At 67.6% G+C, this 14,177-nt stretch carries 15 protein-coding genes; 8 read left to right on the forward strand and 7 right to left on the reverse strand.

Annotation, left to right across the window (positions count from 1 at the left end; all coding sequences use genetic code 11):
• Window positions 1-306 precede the first annotated feature (306 nt).
• Both B0F77_RS15435 and B0F77_RS15440 read right to left on the reverse strand, forming a co-directional pair.
• Complete coding sequence (locus tag B0F77_RS15435; protein ID WP_086663700.1) at window positions 307-1,083, reverse strand: aminoglycoside phosphotransferase; 777 nt, start codon at window positions 1,081-1,083, stop codon at window positions 307-309.
• A gap of 476 nt (window positions 1,084-1,559) precedes the next feature.
• Window positions 1,560-2,459 (reverse strand): LysR family transcriptional regulator, encoded by a 900-nt coding sequence (locus tag B0F77_RS15440; RefSeq protein ID WP_169730937.1) that lies wholly within the window; start codon window positions 2,457-2,459, stop codon window positions 1,560-1,562.
• Window positions 2,460-2,552: 93 nt separating this feature from the next.
• On the opposite strand from B0F77_RS15440, the gene B0F77_RS15445 reads away from it, so the two are divergent.
• Window positions 2,553-3,638, forward strand: a complete 1,086-nt coding sequence (locus B0F77_RS15445; RefSeq protein ID WP_211293810.1) for an alcohol dehydrogenase catalytic domain-containing protein — start codon at window positions 2,553-2,555, stop codon at window positions 3,636-3,638.
• Between the two features lie 220 nt (window positions 3,639-3,858).
• Here B0F77_RS15445 and B0F77_RS15450 read toward each other — a convergent pair whose 3' ends face one another.
• Window positions 3,859-4,437 carry a DinB family protein gene (locus B0F77_RS15450; protein ID WP_211293811.1) on the reverse strand — a complete coding sequence of 193 codons (579 nt, stop codon included), beginning with the start codon at window positions 4,435-4,437 and terminating at the stop codon, window positions 3,859-3,861.
• Window positions 4,438-4,526: 89 nt separating this feature from the next.
• Here B0F77_RS15450 and B0F77_RS15455 point away from each other — a divergent pair, with 89 nt between their 5' ends.
• Window positions 4,527-5,447 carry a helix-turn-helix domain-containing protein gene (locus B0F77_RS15455; protein WP_211293812.1) on the forward strand — a complete coding sequence of 307 codons (921 nt, stop codon included), beginning with the start codon at window positions 4,527-4,529 and terminating at the stop codon, window positions 5,445-5,447.
• A gap of 136 nt (window positions 5,448-5,583) precedes the next feature.
• Here B0F77_RS15455 and mycP read toward each other — a convergent pair whose 3' ends face one another.
• From mycP to B0F77_RS50530, 3 genes are all read right to left on the reverse strand, one after another.
• Window positions 5,584-7,065 (reverse strand): type VII secretion-associated serine protease mycosin, encoded by a 1,482-nt coding sequence (mycP, locus tag B0F77_RS15460; protein WP_245848212.1) that lies wholly within the window; start codon window positions 7,063-7,065, stop codon window positions 5,584-5,586.
• A gap of 437 nt (window positions 7,066-7,502) precedes the next feature.
• The gene (locus B0F77_RS15465; RefSeq protein WP_086663586.1) at window positions 7,503-8,324 is read right to left on the reverse strand and encodes an SGNH/GDSL hydrolase family protein; all 822 of its coding nucleotides are present in this window, start codon (window positions 8,322-8,324) and stop codon (window positions 7,503-7,505) included.
• Window positions 8,321-8,455 (reverse strand): hypothetical protein, encoded by a 135-nt coding sequence (locus B0F77_RS50530; protein ID WP_281252515.1) that lies wholly within the window; start codon window positions 8,453-8,455, stop codon window positions 8,321-8,323. Before B0F77_RS50530 ends, B0F77_RS15465 begins: the two co-directional genes overlap by 4 nt.
• Before the next feature lie 87 nt (window positions 8,456-8,542).
• Here B0F77_RS50530 and B0F77_RS15470 point away from each other — a divergent pair, with 87 nt between their 5' ends.
• From B0F77_RS15470 to B0F77_RS50860, 4 genes are all read left to right on the forward strand, one after another.
• A complete protein-coding gene (locus tag B0F77_RS15470; RefSeq protein WP_086663587.1) occupies window positions 8,543-9,136 on the forward strand; it encodes a PadR family transcriptional regulator in 594 nt (197 codons plus the stop codon).
• A 196-nt stretch (window positions 9,137-9,332) separates the two neighbouring features.
• Entirely contained in the window at window positions 9,333-11,396 is a 2,064-nt protein-coding gene (locus B0F77_RS15475; RefSeq protein ID WP_086663588.1) for a prolyl oligopeptidase family serine peptidase, read from the forward strand.
• Complete coding sequence (locus tag B0F77_RS49010; protein ID WP_211293813.1) at window positions 11,393-11,548, forward strand: hypothetical protein; 156 nt, start codon at window positions 11,393-11,395, stop codon at window positions 11,546-11,548. Before B0F77_RS15475 ends, B0F77_RS49010 begins: the two co-directional genes overlap by 4 nt.
• 9 nt (window positions 11,549-11,557) lie before the next feature.
• Window positions 11,558-11,749, forward strand: a complete 192-nt coding sequence (locus B0F77_RS50860) for an integrase core domain-containing protein (protein WP_211293814.1) — start codon at window positions 11,558-11,560, stop codon at window positions 11,747-11,749.
• A 68-nt stretch (window positions 11,750-11,817) separates the two neighbouring features.
• Here B0F77_RS50860 and B0F77_RS15485 read toward each other — a convergent pair whose 3' ends face one another.
• Complete coding sequence (locus B0F77_RS15485) at window positions 11,818-12,192, reverse strand: winged helix-turn-helix transcriptional regulator (RefSeq protein ID WP_086663589.1); 375 nt, start codon at window positions 12,190-12,192, stop codon at window positions 11,818-11,820.
• Window positions 12,193-12,282: 90 nt separating this feature from the next.
• Between B0F77_RS15485 and B0F77_RS15490 the strand changes: the two genes are divergently transcribed.
• Window positions 12,283-13,095, forward strand: coding sequence for an MBL fold metallo-hydrolase (locus B0F77_RS15490; RefSeq protein ID WP_086663590.1), 813 nt, complete (start codon window positions 12,283-12,285; stop codon window positions 13,093-13,095).
• Window positions 13,096-13,252: 157 nt separating this feature from the next.
• Complete coding sequence (locus tag B0F77_RS15495; protein ID WP_086663591.1) at window positions 13,253-13,603, forward strand: YybH family protein; 351 nt, start codon at window positions 13,253-13,255, stop codon at window positions 13,601-13,603.
• Window positions 13,604-14,177 lie beyond the last annotated feature (574 nt).

The raw sequence follows: 14,177 nt of genomic DNA on the forward strand, positions 1-14,177 counted from the left end.
CACGCCGGTCCGGCGCACGGCGACCAGGTTGAGCGTCGTATCGCGGTCATGGTCGACTCGGCGGCAAGCAGATGTGCATCTTCATGTGGCGCGGGCGGGGATCGGACACACCGGGCGGTGCCCATCTGTCCGCTGGACGTTGATGAGGGGAGCTTTCATCAACCTCAGCACAGCGGGCACACTCGGACATGCTGAACAACCCCGGCTCCAGCTCCGGGTCGAGCGCGATCAGCCAACAGAGTCCCCGCAGGGCCCATGGCACCAACGGAGGCCACGCGGTTTCGGACAGGACTTCTGGCCAGTTGCTTAGAAGGTCTCGACGAGCTTCCTCAGTGGTGTGCCGAGGTCCGGGTGGTCGCCCTTGTCGATGCGGTGCAGCAGCCGGGCAGCGGCGTAGAGCTGGGCGAGCTGTCCGGCGTCGCTGTCGAGCACGTCGGCGAAGGTGTCGCGGACTCGTTGCGCGGTGTCCGGAACGAGCAGGCTGTGGCAGAACAGTGTGGCCGCGTCTGTGCCGGCTGGACCGCGTCCCCACAGTTCCCAGTCAAGCAGGCCGAAGTCCGGTCCCGTCAGGTTCGCCCAGTGCAGATCACCGTGCACGGTTTCCCACTGGCGTACCACGGGATTCACCGAGTTTCCCAAGTACTGCTGGATCCGGCCGGTGACCAGAGCCTGATCGGCGTGGACCCGATCGGTCGGCGCCGCGGCGACCACCCCGATCGTGCTGCGGAGTTCGGCCCACCACTGGTCGGGAAGGTCGAGCACGTGGCGCAAGGTGTCGGTGGGGGAGCAGGGTGAACCCAGTGCCAGGGTCATCAGCTCGGCGCGCTGCTGCCTCCATTCCTCCCACTCGTAGACGTCGAGAACCCGTGGCTTGGACAGGCTGGTGAACACGTTGGCGTCGAGGTTGCCGGTCCAGAATTCACCGTCGGTCCACTGCCTGTCCTCCGACACCACGCGAAGCCAGAGCCGCCGGCCGGCAGCTTGTACGGGTGCGCTGATCGACCGGTCCAGCCAGCCGAGCCGGGGTGTGCCGGTGACGGTGAGACCGAAGTGGTCCGCGGCGTGGCTGAGGTTGTCGTGCATCCACTGCCGGAACCGCGCGTCGGCTTCGATGAGATCGACGCTGGACGTTCGGCCGTCGCGGTCGAGTACGGGTGGGTGGTCGAGCTGTTCGGACACGGGATCCTCTCGCGTTGGCGCGCACCGCGCACACTGTGCGATTTCCTTGGTACCGCTTGGAAAACCTCCAAGCGAGAAGCCGAAGGACTGATGACCCGAACTGGGGAAGTGTTGAACGAGTTGTCGGGCTTCTGGCGGGCGAGCTGGCTGTTGGCGCGTTCCTCCTAGGTGGCCACAGGTTGTGAGTCGGGGGCTGCCTGCTCTCGTGCTGTCGGCAGGACGCCCCCGACCCTGTTCTGGCATCGGTCACGCGGCCAGCGGATGGTGCTCACCGGTGAGTGCTGCCAGTGCTGTGGCGACTTCTTCGAGGGTGGCGCGGATGCAGGAAATGATCATCGGGCGCCACCTGGAAGTGGCGCCGAAACGCAGGGCAGTCGTCGTCACGGCTGGGCGGTTGAGGTGATCGCTTGGGTGACTGCTGTGATCGTTGGCGTGGCGGCGGCGGGGAGGCGGGCCACGAGAACCCGGCGGATCTCGGGTGGTGCGCCCTGGACGCGCAGGGAGGTCACGCCGGGCGGGAGAACCGGCGACAGGCGTTCCGGGATCGTGGTGACGCCGAAACCTCCGGCGACCAGGTGCAGTTTCGTCAGCCAGTCGCGTGCGCTGTGGACGACACGTGCTCGCCCGGGCAGGCCCGGCCAGACACCGAGCAGTGGCTCCGCGCCCGATGAGGGGGTGGCGATCCAGGGGGCGTCGACCAGTTCGTCGATGTGCACGGACGTGCGGCCGGCGAACGTGCCGATGGCCGGTGCCGCCACGAGAAGTTCGGTGTCCTGAACGGTCGTGATGTGCAGGCGTGGTGACTCACCGTCCGGTGGCCGGTGCGGTGGACGAGAGGTGAGTACGGCGACGTCGATCGAACCGGCGCGCAACGCCCGAACCAAGCTGGGCGTGGTGCCTTCGCGTGTGGTGACCCGGATCCATGGCGCTGTCGTGGCGAGTCGGGTGAGCGCGGCGGGCAGGATCACCGGTCCGGCGCTGAGGAACAACCCGAGCCGTACCAGTTCGGTGCGAGGTGCCTCGCCGGTGAGGTCGCGTTCGGCCGCGTCGACCGACGCCAAAATCGTTCGGGCATGGCGCAGCAGCATCAGTCCGGGCCGGGTGAGCCGCACTCCGTCGGTCCGTCGCTCGAACAGGGTGGCACCGGCGCTGCGTTCGAGGGCGGCAGCCTGGCGCGAGACCGCGGACTGCGTGTAGCCCAGCTGTGCGGCGGCAGCGGTGAAGCTGCCCGACTCGGCGATCTGACAGAGCACCCGAAGGCTCGTGCTCGACACATCCATGCCGACTACGCATACCACAGATGCCGGATCATCGCTTCCCGCATGTCTCTGTCCCGCCTAGCGTGGCGACGGACGAGACAGAAGGGTCTTCCCATGCGTGCAGCGACATTGACCGCCTTCGGCTCCCCGCTGACGGTGCACGACGTGCCCGACCCGCAAGCCGGCAGCGGTGAGGTCCTGGTCGAGGTCCTGGCAACCTGTGTGCCCCCGTACGCGGCCGAGGTGTTCAGCGGCGCACGGCGCTATCCGCTGGAACCACCGGTCGTGCCGGGTGTCGGCGGCATCGGCCGAGTGGTGCACGTGGGTCCGGACGCGACCAAGCTGAGGGTGGCGGACCTGGTGTGGTGCGACTCAACGGTGCGCTCCCGCGACGACGCGCTGACACCCGACATCACACTGCAAGGCTGGAGCTCCCGTGGCGAGGGCGGCGCACGACTGGCCCGGTACCTGCACGACGGACCGTTCGCCGAACTCATGCGGGTTCCCACCGAGAACGTGTACCGCCTGCCCGCCGGGGCGGCAGCCGACCCCGCGCGCTGGTCCGCACTGGGCGTGCACACCATTCCCTACGGTGGCCTGCTGGCCGGTCAGCTCGCGGCCGGAGAGACCTTGCTGGTCAGCGGGGCGACAGGCAACCTCGGCAGCAGCGCGGTCGCCGTCGCGCTCGCCATGGGCGCCGGGCACGTGGTGGCGCCGGGACGTAACCGGGCCGCCCTCGACCTGCTCGCCGACCGGTTCGGCTCCCGGGTGAGCCCGGTCGAACTCAGCGGAGACGAGGACACCGACCGCGCCACAATGGCCACGGCCACCGACGACCCGATCGACATCGTGCTGGATCTCCTCCCACCCGAGGCACCCAGCTCCGTGGCACGCGCGGCGGCCATGACAGTGCGCGAGTACGGACGCATCGTGCTGATGGGCGGCGTCGGCATGCTCGGCGGCGCGGACCTCGCCCTGCCCTACCCCTGGATCATGCGCAACTCGGTGACCATACGCGGCCAATGGATGTACCCACGCACGGCCAACGTCGGCATGATCCGACTCATCGCGACGGGCGCCCTGGACCTCACCCCCGAACACACCACCCGGTTCGACCTCGACCGGGTCAACGATGCGGTCACCCACGCAGCCACACACGGCGGACCCTTCGACCGCACCATCCTCACCCCAAGGGCCTGAACCCTCAGCTCGGCACCGCGCGCTCATGCCGACACGGATCTCCGCGACAACGATCATCCGCTTTGCCGCTTGGCGAACTGATGGTGATCGCGTCCCCGCGAGTACACGCCCGTGCGGACGAGCGGATCTTGGCACTGCACGGTTCGACGTGTGAGAGTTCGTCGTCGCTGTAACCCGCCGGGCGGCTTCTTCGTCCCGCTGACGTTCTGAACTACGTGTCCTACGTGAGGTCGCCGGCGATACGGGCGGCCTCACGTGCCGCGATCTCGACACGGTTGTGCAACTCGGACCACCCCTCAGGTAGGTTGCTGACCGTTGGGTGGTACCCGGCGCTGCCATCGATGAGCTCGCGGACGATATCGGCGTGACCAGCGTGCCGACAGGTCTCGGTGATCATGTGGACGAGCATCCACTGCAAGGTCACATCTCGCATGCCTTCGGGAAAGTGTGGCACCTTGCCGGGTGAGTCGAGATCAAGTGCCGCGATGGTGGCGTCGGCGTGCATCCACGACCGCTTGTACTCCGCGATAACCTCCTTGCTCGTCTCGTCCGGGCGGGCGAGGAAGTCCTCCGATTGAGTGCGGTCGACCCGCCACTCCGCCGCGTGGGCGGGCCGGTCGAACACTTCGCCGAAGTAGCCGAACTCGTTGCCCGTCATGTGCTTCACCAGTCCGAGCAGATTGGTGCCGGTCGGGGTGAGCGGTCGGCGCGCGTCGTACTCGGAAAGGCCATCGAGCTTCCACACCAGTACGTCGCGTACCTGCTGCAAGTACAGGTGCAGATAGATTTTCGTGTCCACATCCCGACTCTAGAAGTCCGGTGCCGCCGCGGTCTTGAACACCAGTGCCGTATGGATCGACGATGCGTGCCATGTGATTGGATGGCCCGATGGACCCGGTACGTGGCGCGGTTCGGCTGGACACCGAGCGGTTCGGTGTGGACGCCTTCCGCGACGGCTGGAAAGCGCAGATCGGCGACGGTTTCACGTTGCCCGCTTTCAACCACGAAGCCACATCTGGTGCCATCGTTCGTGGTTGTGCCTCCCGCGTCGGGGACTCAGCCATCACAGACTTCGAGACCGCCACACGTGTACAGGTCGATTCCGCGTTTCCCGACAACGGCGAACTGCGGATGTACGTGGTGCATCGTGGCGCCTACATCCTCAGACGTGAACGCGACACGGTGGTTGTCGATGCCGGCCAGTTCCTGCTGAGCCGATCGATCGGGCTGACCGGTTACGACGTCGCTGCGGGCACTTCCGCCCAAGTGATCGGCCTGCCCGCTGAGGCGCTGGGCGTGTTCGCCGACAGCACGCGAGCGACCGGCCCGGCCGCCGCCGCGGAGGTTCGTGTGCTCCTGGCACACACGCGTGTCGTCCAGGCGACGCTCGGCGACCTCAGCGATGACGGCGTCCACGCAAGTCGCAACGCGTTGGTCGAGCTGGTTCGCGGGGTCTTGCACGGATATGTCGACGGCACCGAGCCCGGCCCGCTGGTCCACGCGGCCAGAAACCTCGCCGATCAACTACTCACCAACCCGGACCTGACACCAGCGCTGCTGGCGAGCCACCTCAAGGTCTCGTTGCGCACGCTGCACCGGGCTTTCGCGTCAACCGGCGAGCCCGTCACGGCGTACATCCGCCGGCGGCGCCTCGAGCAGGCGCGCCGCGCGCTCCTCTCGCCCTCCCACAGCACGGTTTCCGAGATCGCGGCACGCTGGCAGTTCGCCGACAGCAGCCACTTCATCCGAACATTTCGTCGCTACTACGGCCAGACGCCGGCCCGCTTTGCCCGCGATCACTATCACTGAGCGTTTCATCCTCCTGCAGCCGCTCCGGCGGGCGAAGTCGTGGGCTCACCAGGTCTACCGCATGCCCAGGTCGCGGTGGGGCGCTCGGACCGGTGTGCTCCGGTGGCCGGATCGAGATAAGCGACCCCGCGCAAGTTCACGTCGGCGAAGGTGGCACCCCGCGGGTCTTCCGGGTGGCTGAGGTTCGGCGTGGGTCGACTTGTCCTCCGAGTTCGGCACGACGTCCGCGGTTGATCGAGTTGAGGACGAGCAACGTCAGCATCAGCAGCCCGAAACCGATGCTGATGCCGCTCAGGGCAACGATGATCGGCGGCCAGTCGCGGTCCGACGGCGCGGTGATGGTCGTGACCAGGTCCCTGGGCGGCGGACTGGGGAAACCCGTGGACTCGGAGGGCAGCACTGCGGTCAGGGCGGCCACCGGGTTCACCATGCCGAAGCCGATCCGGTGGTCCCTGCCGGACGTGTTGCCGGGGTGCAGCGCGGTGGCCTTGAGCCGGTCCATCACTTGGCGCGCCTTGAGGTCTGGGAACCGCTCGCGCACCAGCGCGGTGATACCCGCGATGTACGGGGCGGCGAAACTCGTCCCCTGGATCTTTCCCACGCCGTCGGCCTTCACGTTCGCGTTGGTCAGGCCGGTGCCCTTGGGGTCGACGGAGATGATCTCCTCACCGGGTGCGGCGATGCTGACCCAGGGGCCCCAGACGCTGAAGCCCGACACCTCACCGGAGCGCGCCATCGACGCCACCGACAGCACGTCGTCGGCGAACCATGCGGGCGACGAGACCGAGTTGACGGTCGCCGGGTCCAGGTTGTCGTTCTGCAGCGGACAGCCGGCTTTGCTGTCGAGGTTGCCGGCCGCTGTCACGATCACGGTGTTCTTGACGTCGACCGCGTATCGGATCGCGGCCTGCAGTGCCCGGTCGTCCGCGCTGAAGTCCTTGGGGGCGCCGCAGTTCGTCAGGGAGATGTTGACGACCCCGGCGCCCTGGTCCGCGGCGCGCACGACGGCCTGTGCCAGCGTCGAGACCTTACCGGCGGACGTCCGCTTGTCCCTGGTGGCGTCACCCTTGAACTCGAAGCGGTCGCTGGTCTGGCGGATCGCGAGGATCGTCGCCCCCGGTGCCGCGCCGACGAAGTCGCCCTCGGTCCTGGCCGCCGCGGCGACGCCGGCCACCTCGGTGCCGTGGCCGTCGCAGTCGTCCGCGCCGTTCCTGTTCCCGCTGACGTACTCACCGCTGGGCACGACCCGGCCGCCGAAGCGAGGGTTGCGCGGGTCGACACCAGTGTCGATGATCGCGATCTTGACGCCCTTGCCGGTCGCGAACCGGTGTGCCTGCTGGAGGTTCAGGTGGACCTGGCCCCACGGCATGTACTCGATCAGTTCGTTCTTGGTGTCGGACTCGACGCAGCCCTTGCCGGTGGGTGTGTACGGCACGTCCGGCCCGCCCGTGTCCCGCGGCGGCTGGGCGCCGGGCGGTAGCGCCGGCGGCACCGAGTTCGGCTGGACTGCGGATGACGGCGGTGGCGCGGAAGCCGCTGGAACCGCTCCCGTCAGCAACAACAATGCGGTGATCGCCGTCGCCGTGGCATGGCGGAACCCCGTGGTAACGATCTTCACCTGTGACCCCCCGGTCCTCACCCACCGACCCCCCGATCGGTGATGACCGAAGTCCACCACGGAAAGCCTGGAGCCGCAAAAATCGGGGCGCCCCAACCTGAAACCGGCTTCAGGTTGGCGTTTCCGCGGAGCGAGGCGGCTACGCGCCGCACCGTCGTGTCGGGCGTACGACCTCGCGTCGCACCTCGTCAGAGAAAGCGTGCTGAGGATCGCAGGTCAGTGCGGATATGGGACGCAGGCTTTGCGAGCCGGCCACGAGACGTGACCGAGGCTAAGCCCTCAACGTTTCGGCTGGAAGGGGAGTGCCTGATGACCACGCCGCCTGGCTGGGCTTCTCCGGAGTCAGGATTCTGGGATGGACGGAGGTGCCAGCAGCGTGCGCGCTGGCGAACCGACCTCGATCGGACGAGCAGGGCATGTCGAGCTGTCGACAACACTCAACTCCGCGGTCCCTCGATGCGGTGGAGTTGAGGGCGTTTGGCCGTGCGCTGGTCCCCGGAAGACTGGCCGCGCAGGCGCCTGCCGAGCCAAGGGCCGAGAAAGGTAGCTGCCCAACGCAGTTCAGCGGTGGCGCGCCATTGCGTTGACGGTGGGATGGGCAACGGCGGTGGAGGTTCGTTCCAGGAACTGTTGCTGCCCGGCACCTGCAGAGCGTGCGCGACCGCGGCGGCGATCAGTTGATGCCCCAGGGGGCTGCAGTGCAACCGATCCTCGCTCCAGAACCGACGGTCGGCGACGGAGGGGTGTCGAGCGATCTCCGCGACAGCGACTCCGTGCCGGGCGGCTGCGGCCCGGATCCGGTCGTTGATGTCGAGGATGCGGGAGCGAACTGGTCGGGCGAGGGGGATGATCCTGGTGAGGTCGGGAAAGGTCACGGTCGCCACACGGGCTCCGGAGGCGGTGAGCGCGGCGAACATCGCTTCCAGGTGATCGGCCACCGTGGAGGTCTCGACTCGAAGCCGGAGCAGGTCGTTGACTCCGGCGACAACGGTGGCCACGTCGGGACGCAGTGCAAGAGCCGGCCCCAGTTGCTCGGACCGGACTTCGCCCGCGCGGCGGCCACGGACGGCGAGGTTGGCGTACTCGAGATCGGGGTTGTCGATGGTGAGGTGTTCGGCGAGCCGGTCAGCCCATCCCCGAAGGCCCACTACGTCGTCACCGTCACCGACGCCTTCGGTTTGGCTGTCACCCAAGGCGACGTAGCGCAGGTACTTGCTGCTCCGAACGGGTTCCTGGGTACCGCTCTCCTGGGACTTCATCGGTTGGCCAGGACCAAGCCGTCGACGACCAGGCCGGCGCGTGCCCCAGTGCTGGTTCCCGCGGTGTCGTCGAACCGGACGTCGAGATCGCTGTCTCGCACCGCGGGGCGGACCTGCTCAGTGACTGTCACGCCAACCTCCTAGGCAGAATGTTGACTAATCATAACCATGTCTATGATGGGCTTGCCCCATGTCGTCGATGACGAGGAGATGCGCCGGTGAGTCTGCGGCATGCTGTGCTCGCGGCGTTGCTGTCCGGCGAGTTCAGCGGCTACCAGTTGGCCAAGGCGTTCGACGTGGGCGTCGCCAACTTCTGGTACGCCCAGCCGCAACAGCTCTACCTGGAGCTGTCCAAGCTCGAGAACGACGGGTTGATCAGCGGCCGAGAGGTGGTCCAGCAAACCCGTCCCAACAAGCGGCTGTTCATGGTCACCGACGCCGGCCTTGCCGAACTGGCGCACTTCGCCGCCGCTGTGAGCAAGCCGTCGTTCATCCGCGACGACCTGCTGGTGAAGGTCCAAGCCGTCGACCACGTCGACGCGGCACCGGTGATCGCGCAACTGGATCAACGAGCCGCGGCAGCCGCAGCCAAGGTCGAGATCCTCGACAAGATCCTGCGGCGTTTCCGCGGGGATCTCGACGAGGAGACCTACCTGCGTCACGGATCTCCGATCGGGCCCTACCTGACGTGCTTGCGCGGTCGGCGGTTCGAGCAGGAACACCACGATTGGTGTGTGCGGGCCGCCGCACTCCTGCGTGATCGGGCGACTCGGAACGGTCATCCGGCGCCTACCTCGGATCAATCCCGGTAGCGCTGTCGACCGGCATCCGTTTCGAACTGCGGTGGCCGGGTGAGCCCACACCGAGATCGTCGTGACGACGTAGGCCGTTCGGGTCCGGGTCATCGACACCGTGACACGCGATCGTGCCGCTTCGATCGGACGGCCGACGATGACTCGCCACCGTCGGACGGCTCAGCGTTCCACGGTCGAGCGGATAGGGTGACATGTGGCGGATGCACGGATCGATACCGTGGTGGACACCGTGTTCGGGCAACAGTTGGCCGACCCGTACCGGTGGATGGAGCAGGACGGCCCGGAACTGCACGAGTGGCTCGACGCGCAGGCCGACACGGCGGCCCGGTATCTCAGTGGCCTGCCGGGGCGGGCGGAGTTGCGGGCGCGGGTGGCCGAACTGAGCGCGGCCGCAGTCACCGCGAGGCGGTTCGCGATGGCCGGCGAGCATGTGTTCTTCCTGCGGCAGGACGGTGACGCCGCGGTCGCGGTCCTGATGGTGCGCACCGGGAGCGACGAGCGTGTCCTGCTGGACCCGGCCCGGTTCACCGCCGGGGAACACTGCCACATCGACTGGTACGTGCCCAGTCCGGACGGGCGGCGCATCGCCTGTGGTGTCTCGCAGGGCGGCTCCGAGCAGAGCGTGCTGCGCGTGGTGGACGTGGCGACCGGACAGTTGGACGACGTCGCGATTCCCGGGACCTTCCACGGTGTGGTCAGCTGGCTGCCGGACGGGTCCGGCTTCGTCTACCACCGCTACCGGCAACCGGCGACGGACACCGAGACGGCGCTGCGCCGCCGGGACAGCGCCACCTACCTGCATCGGTTGGGCCGGCCCGAGGACACGCTCGTGCTGGCGCGCGGCCACAACGACCGGATCGCGATGGCGCCGATCGACCGGCCGTTCCTGCTGCTGCCGGCCGGTTCGGACTGGATGATCGCGGTGATCTCGCACAGCTCGCTCACCGGATCGATCACCGAGCGGATCAGTGACTGTTCCCTCTACGTCGCACCGCGCTCGGCCTTGGTCGATCCGGTGTCGTGCCCGTGGCGCCGGCTGGCCGGCCTGGGCGACGGTGTGACCGGGTTCGCCGTGCACGGCGACACGTGTTACGTCGTGAGCCATCGGGACGCGCCGCGCTCGCACGTGCTTGCGTGGTCGTTGGTCGAGGGCGGGTCGAGTGTGGTGGTCCCGGGCGGTGAGCGTGTCGTACAAAGTATCCGGGTCGTCGGTGACTGGCTGCTGGTCCAGGACGTCAACGGTGGTATCGCACGGCTGCGGCGCGTCCCGCTGGCCGGAGGCGCCGTCCAGGACGTGCCGTTGCCGGTTGAGGGCACGATTCTGGAGTGGACGGCACATGCCAACGGAGCGTCCGCGCTGATGGTGCTCAGCTCGTGGACGACGTCACCGATCGCTTACCGGTACGACGAGACCTGGCAGGACACGGGCTGGATTCCGCCGTCCCCGGTGGATTTCAGCGGCATCGCGGTGACCGATCTGGCGGTGGTGGCCCGCGATGGCGTGCGGGTGCCCTTGACCGTGTTGCACCGCAAGGACATGACGCTCGACGGCGACAATCCGACGCTGCTGACCGGATACGGGTCCTACGGCTACGTGCGGCCACGCGCGTTCACGCCGGAGTTGTTGGCGTGGCTCGAACGCGGCGGCGTGTACGCCGTGGCGGGTCTGCGCGGCGGCGGTGAGTACGGCCGAGAGTGGCATCAGGCCGGCCGCGGCGCGCACAAGGAACGCACGATCACCGATTTCATCGACTGCGCCGAACACCTCGTCGCGGCCGGCTACACGCGACCCGAGCGGTTGGCCGGGGAGGGAATCAGCGCCGGTGGCATCCCGACCGGCGGTGCCCTGGTACGCCGGCCGCAGTTGTGGGCGGCCATGGTGATGCGGGTTCCGGCGACCAACCTGACCCGCCAGGAGTTCAGCGAGAACGGCCCGATCAACGTGCCGGAGTTCGGTTCGGTGACCACCAAGGACGGCCTGCGCGACCTGCTGATCGTGGACAGCTACCTGCGCGTGCGGGACGGAACGCCCTATCCCGCCGTGCTGCTGACCGCAGGCCGTAACGATCCGCGGCTGGCCGTGTGGCAGCCGGCGAAGATGGCCGCGCGACTGCGGGCGGCTACGAGTTCGGGCCGGCCCGTCGTGTTGCGTGTCGAGCGGCACGCCGGCCACGGCTTCGGTTCGACCAAAGCCCAACGCGACGCGCTGACCGCCGATCTGTACACCTTCCTGCTCACCCACCTGGCAGACCCGTGACGGTGCAGCAGGCGAGGAACTTGGCCGGCGAACTCGGAGCGCGCATGGAGTCTCTCCGTTTCCTGCTGCGTGACCGCGACGCCAAGTACGGCGACGCGTTCGACGCCGTCTTTGAGACAGAGGAACTGCGTGTGATTGCGGCTGCGCTGTGAGCTCCCCGCATGAACCCGCATTGCGAACGGATCATCGGCAGCATCCGCCGTGAGATTCTCGACCACATTCTCATCATGAGAGAAGGTCGCGCGCGTCAAGTACTCGCGGCTTGCCAAGCGCACTACAACGAGCATCGGCCCGACCAGTCCCGTGGCCAGCAACCCTCCAGGCATCCAAGAACAATCCGCGTCGGTGCATGATCTCGATGGCCCTGGTGGCCAACCACTTCGCACGCGGTTCCTCGGTGGGGTGATCAACGCCTGCCTTTTCAGGGCTGCGGGTCGATGGTGTGGGTGTGACGGTGGTGGACGTAGTCGCTGGTGTGTTGTTCGGCCCAGTCCTGCAGGTGTTGCAGTGCTGAGGTGACGCCACGGGCGAGGTCGGTCAGGGCGTACTGCACCGTCGGTGGGCGGCTGGTGTGCACGGTGCGGGTGATCAGTCCACCGGTTTCGAGGTCGCGCAGGGTCTGCGCGAGCATCTTGTCGCTGACGCCGCCGGCCCGCCGGCGCAGCTCGGACCAGCGTTGCGGGCCGTCCATGAGGTCGACCAGGACCAGGGCGGCCCACCGGGCGGTGACCAGGTCGAACAGCTGCCTGCCAGGGCAGGCGGGATCGCGGACGTTGCCTCGCGCGCTTTCCTGCACGTGCTCACCTCACCTGAAGGTATGTACTTCCCTAGAGAAAGTTACTCGGTCAGAGTGAGTGAGCCAACCGCTGATCGTCAAGGAGTACCTGTGGTAACCGATGTTGCCGTGACCCGCGCCGCGAACACCGCGACGGTGCTCGGCGGCCCCACCGCGCTGATCCACCTGGCCGGCTGGACGCTGCTGACCGACCCGACCTTCGACGCCGCCGGCACCGAGTACCAGGACGGCCCGGTCCTGGTGCGCAAGACCGCTGACCCGGCGCTGAACCCCTCACAACTGCCCGCCCTCGACGCCGTCCTGGTCAGCCACACCGGACACCAGGACAACCTCGACACCACCGGGCGTACGGTGGCCTCCGGTGCCTCGGAGGTGTTCACCACCGTCGCCGGCGCCGAGGATCTCGGCGGCGCAGCCGTCGGCCTGGAGCCCTGGCAGACCCGGACCCTGTCGAAGCCGGGCCGCACGCCGCTGAACATCACCGCGGTCCCCGCCCGCCACGGTCCCGTCGGCACCGAGGCCATCACCGGTCCGGTCACCGGTTTCCTCCTGCACACCGACGACGGCTCGGCACCGACGGTGTACGTCTCCGGTGACACCGTCGACCTGGACGCGATGAGCGCCCTGGCCGACCGGCACCGCGTGGACGTGGCGCTGCTGCACCTGGGCGCGGCCGGCTTCGAGGCATTCGGTGACATCCGACTGTCGCTGACCGCGGCCCAGGCCGTCGAGGCCCGCCGCCTGCTCGGTGATCCCCTCGTGGTGGCCGTGCACGCCGAGGGCTGGGCCCACTACACCGAAGACCGCAGCCACGTCCAGCAGACCTTCGACGCCGCCGGCGCTCCGCTGCACTGGCCCGCCCCGGGCGAGCCCGTCACCCTGCCCGACCCGCACACCCGCTGACACCTCACCCAGGGCCGCCGCCGACGCACCAGCCCGCTCCTTCCAGGCCGCCGAGACGTGGGCGCGGGCTGCGGTCACCGGACGGCAAATGGCTCACGCGGATCGGCCCGTAGCCGACTCGCCAGTCCGCAATCGAAGAAACGAAAAAGGAAAGAACATGACACCGGAAGTCGTGCACGAGCGCTTCGCCCAGTACCTCAAGGACCAGGACCTCGACGGACTGGGTTCCCTGTTCGACGAACACGCCATGTTCGTACCGGGACCGGGACAGGAGCCCGTCTACGGCAGGGAAAGCATCAAGGAAGCACTGAAGCCCTACCTCGCCTCGCCCAGCACCATGGAGGTGACGGCCACGTCGGTCCATCAGAACGGCGACCTGGCGATGGTCCAGCCGTCCTGGCGGATCACGAGCGAGGGCGGCATCGTGGAAGGAAAGGCGGTCGAGGTGATGAGGAGGACGAGCGAGGGGGACTGGGTCTACATCATCGACAACCCCTACGGCGTCTGATTCTCGTCAGCCCGGCATCACCGCCGGGATGATGGAACCTCGTCACGGCAGCGGCGGGCGTATCTACTTTCTCGATGCGGCCGCCGCTTGCTTTCCGGCGTCGGTGACACGGTGATGATCCGGTGTGGACCATCCCGGCTTCACCCTCGCCCAGCGACTGAAGGACAAGGCCGAGCAGGTCTGACTGTTCGCGCGCAACTTCGCCATCCCCTGGACGAACAACACGTCGGAACAGGCACTTCGCGGCCCCATCCACGGCGCGCTCACCCGTGAATGGACACGGACACGTTGATCGTGATGTGGCTGAATTCCTTGCTTTGTTACGGAACGGACTGTATCCGTTAACTATTTGAATCGGGCGGCTGTTTTCTTCGCGTTTATGGTCGAGATCTTGTTTGAACCGATATGCAACTGACGCCTGGGATGGCGACGCCAAGTGCGTGGACTTGTGGTAGCGGGAGCGCCTGACCTGCTGCTTCGACATGTTGGTAGATCAATTCAGATGATTTGACCTGCGTTCTTCGTCTATCGACGATGCTGCCGCCTGGCGCGTGGCGGTTCTTCGCGAGATCTT

Origin of the sequence: Lentzea kentuckyensis, from assembly GCF_002150765.1 — a bacterium.
GTDB classification, from domain to species: Bacteria; Actinomycetota; Actinomycetes; order Mycobacteriales; family Pseudonocardiaceae; genus Lentzea; species Lentzea kentuckyensis.

Bases quoted from the DNA above. Each gene is read 5' to 3' on its own strand.
- B0F77_RS15435 (WP_086663700.1), bottom strand. From the start codon at position 1,083: ATGCACGACAACCTCAGCCACGCCGCGGACCACTTCGGTCTCACCGTC.
- B0F77_RS15440 (WP_169730937.1), bottom strand. From the start codon at position 2,459: ATGGATGTGTCGAGCACGAGCCTTCGGGTGCTCTGTCAGATCGCCGAG.
- B0F77_RS15445 (WP_211293810.1), top strand. From the start codon at position 2,553: ATGCGTGCAGCGACATTGACCGCCTTCGGCTCCCCGCTGACGGTGCAC.
- B0F77_RS15455 (WP_211293812.1), top strand. From the start codon at position 4,527: ATGGACCCGGTACGTGGCGCGGTTCGGCTGGACACCGAGCGGTTCGGT.
- B0F77_RS15465 (WP_086663586.1), bottom strand. From the start codon at position 8,324: ATGAAGTCCCAGGAGAGCGGTACCCAGGAACCCGTTCGGAGCAGCAAG.
- B0F77_RS50860 (WP_211293814.1), top strand. From the start codon at position 11,558: ATGAACCCGCATTGCGAACGGATCATCGGCAGCATCCGCCGTGAGATT.
- B0F77_RS15495 (WP_086663591.1), top strand. From the start codon at position 13,253: ATGACACCGGAAGTCGTGCACGAGCGCTTCGCCCAGTACCTCAAGGAC.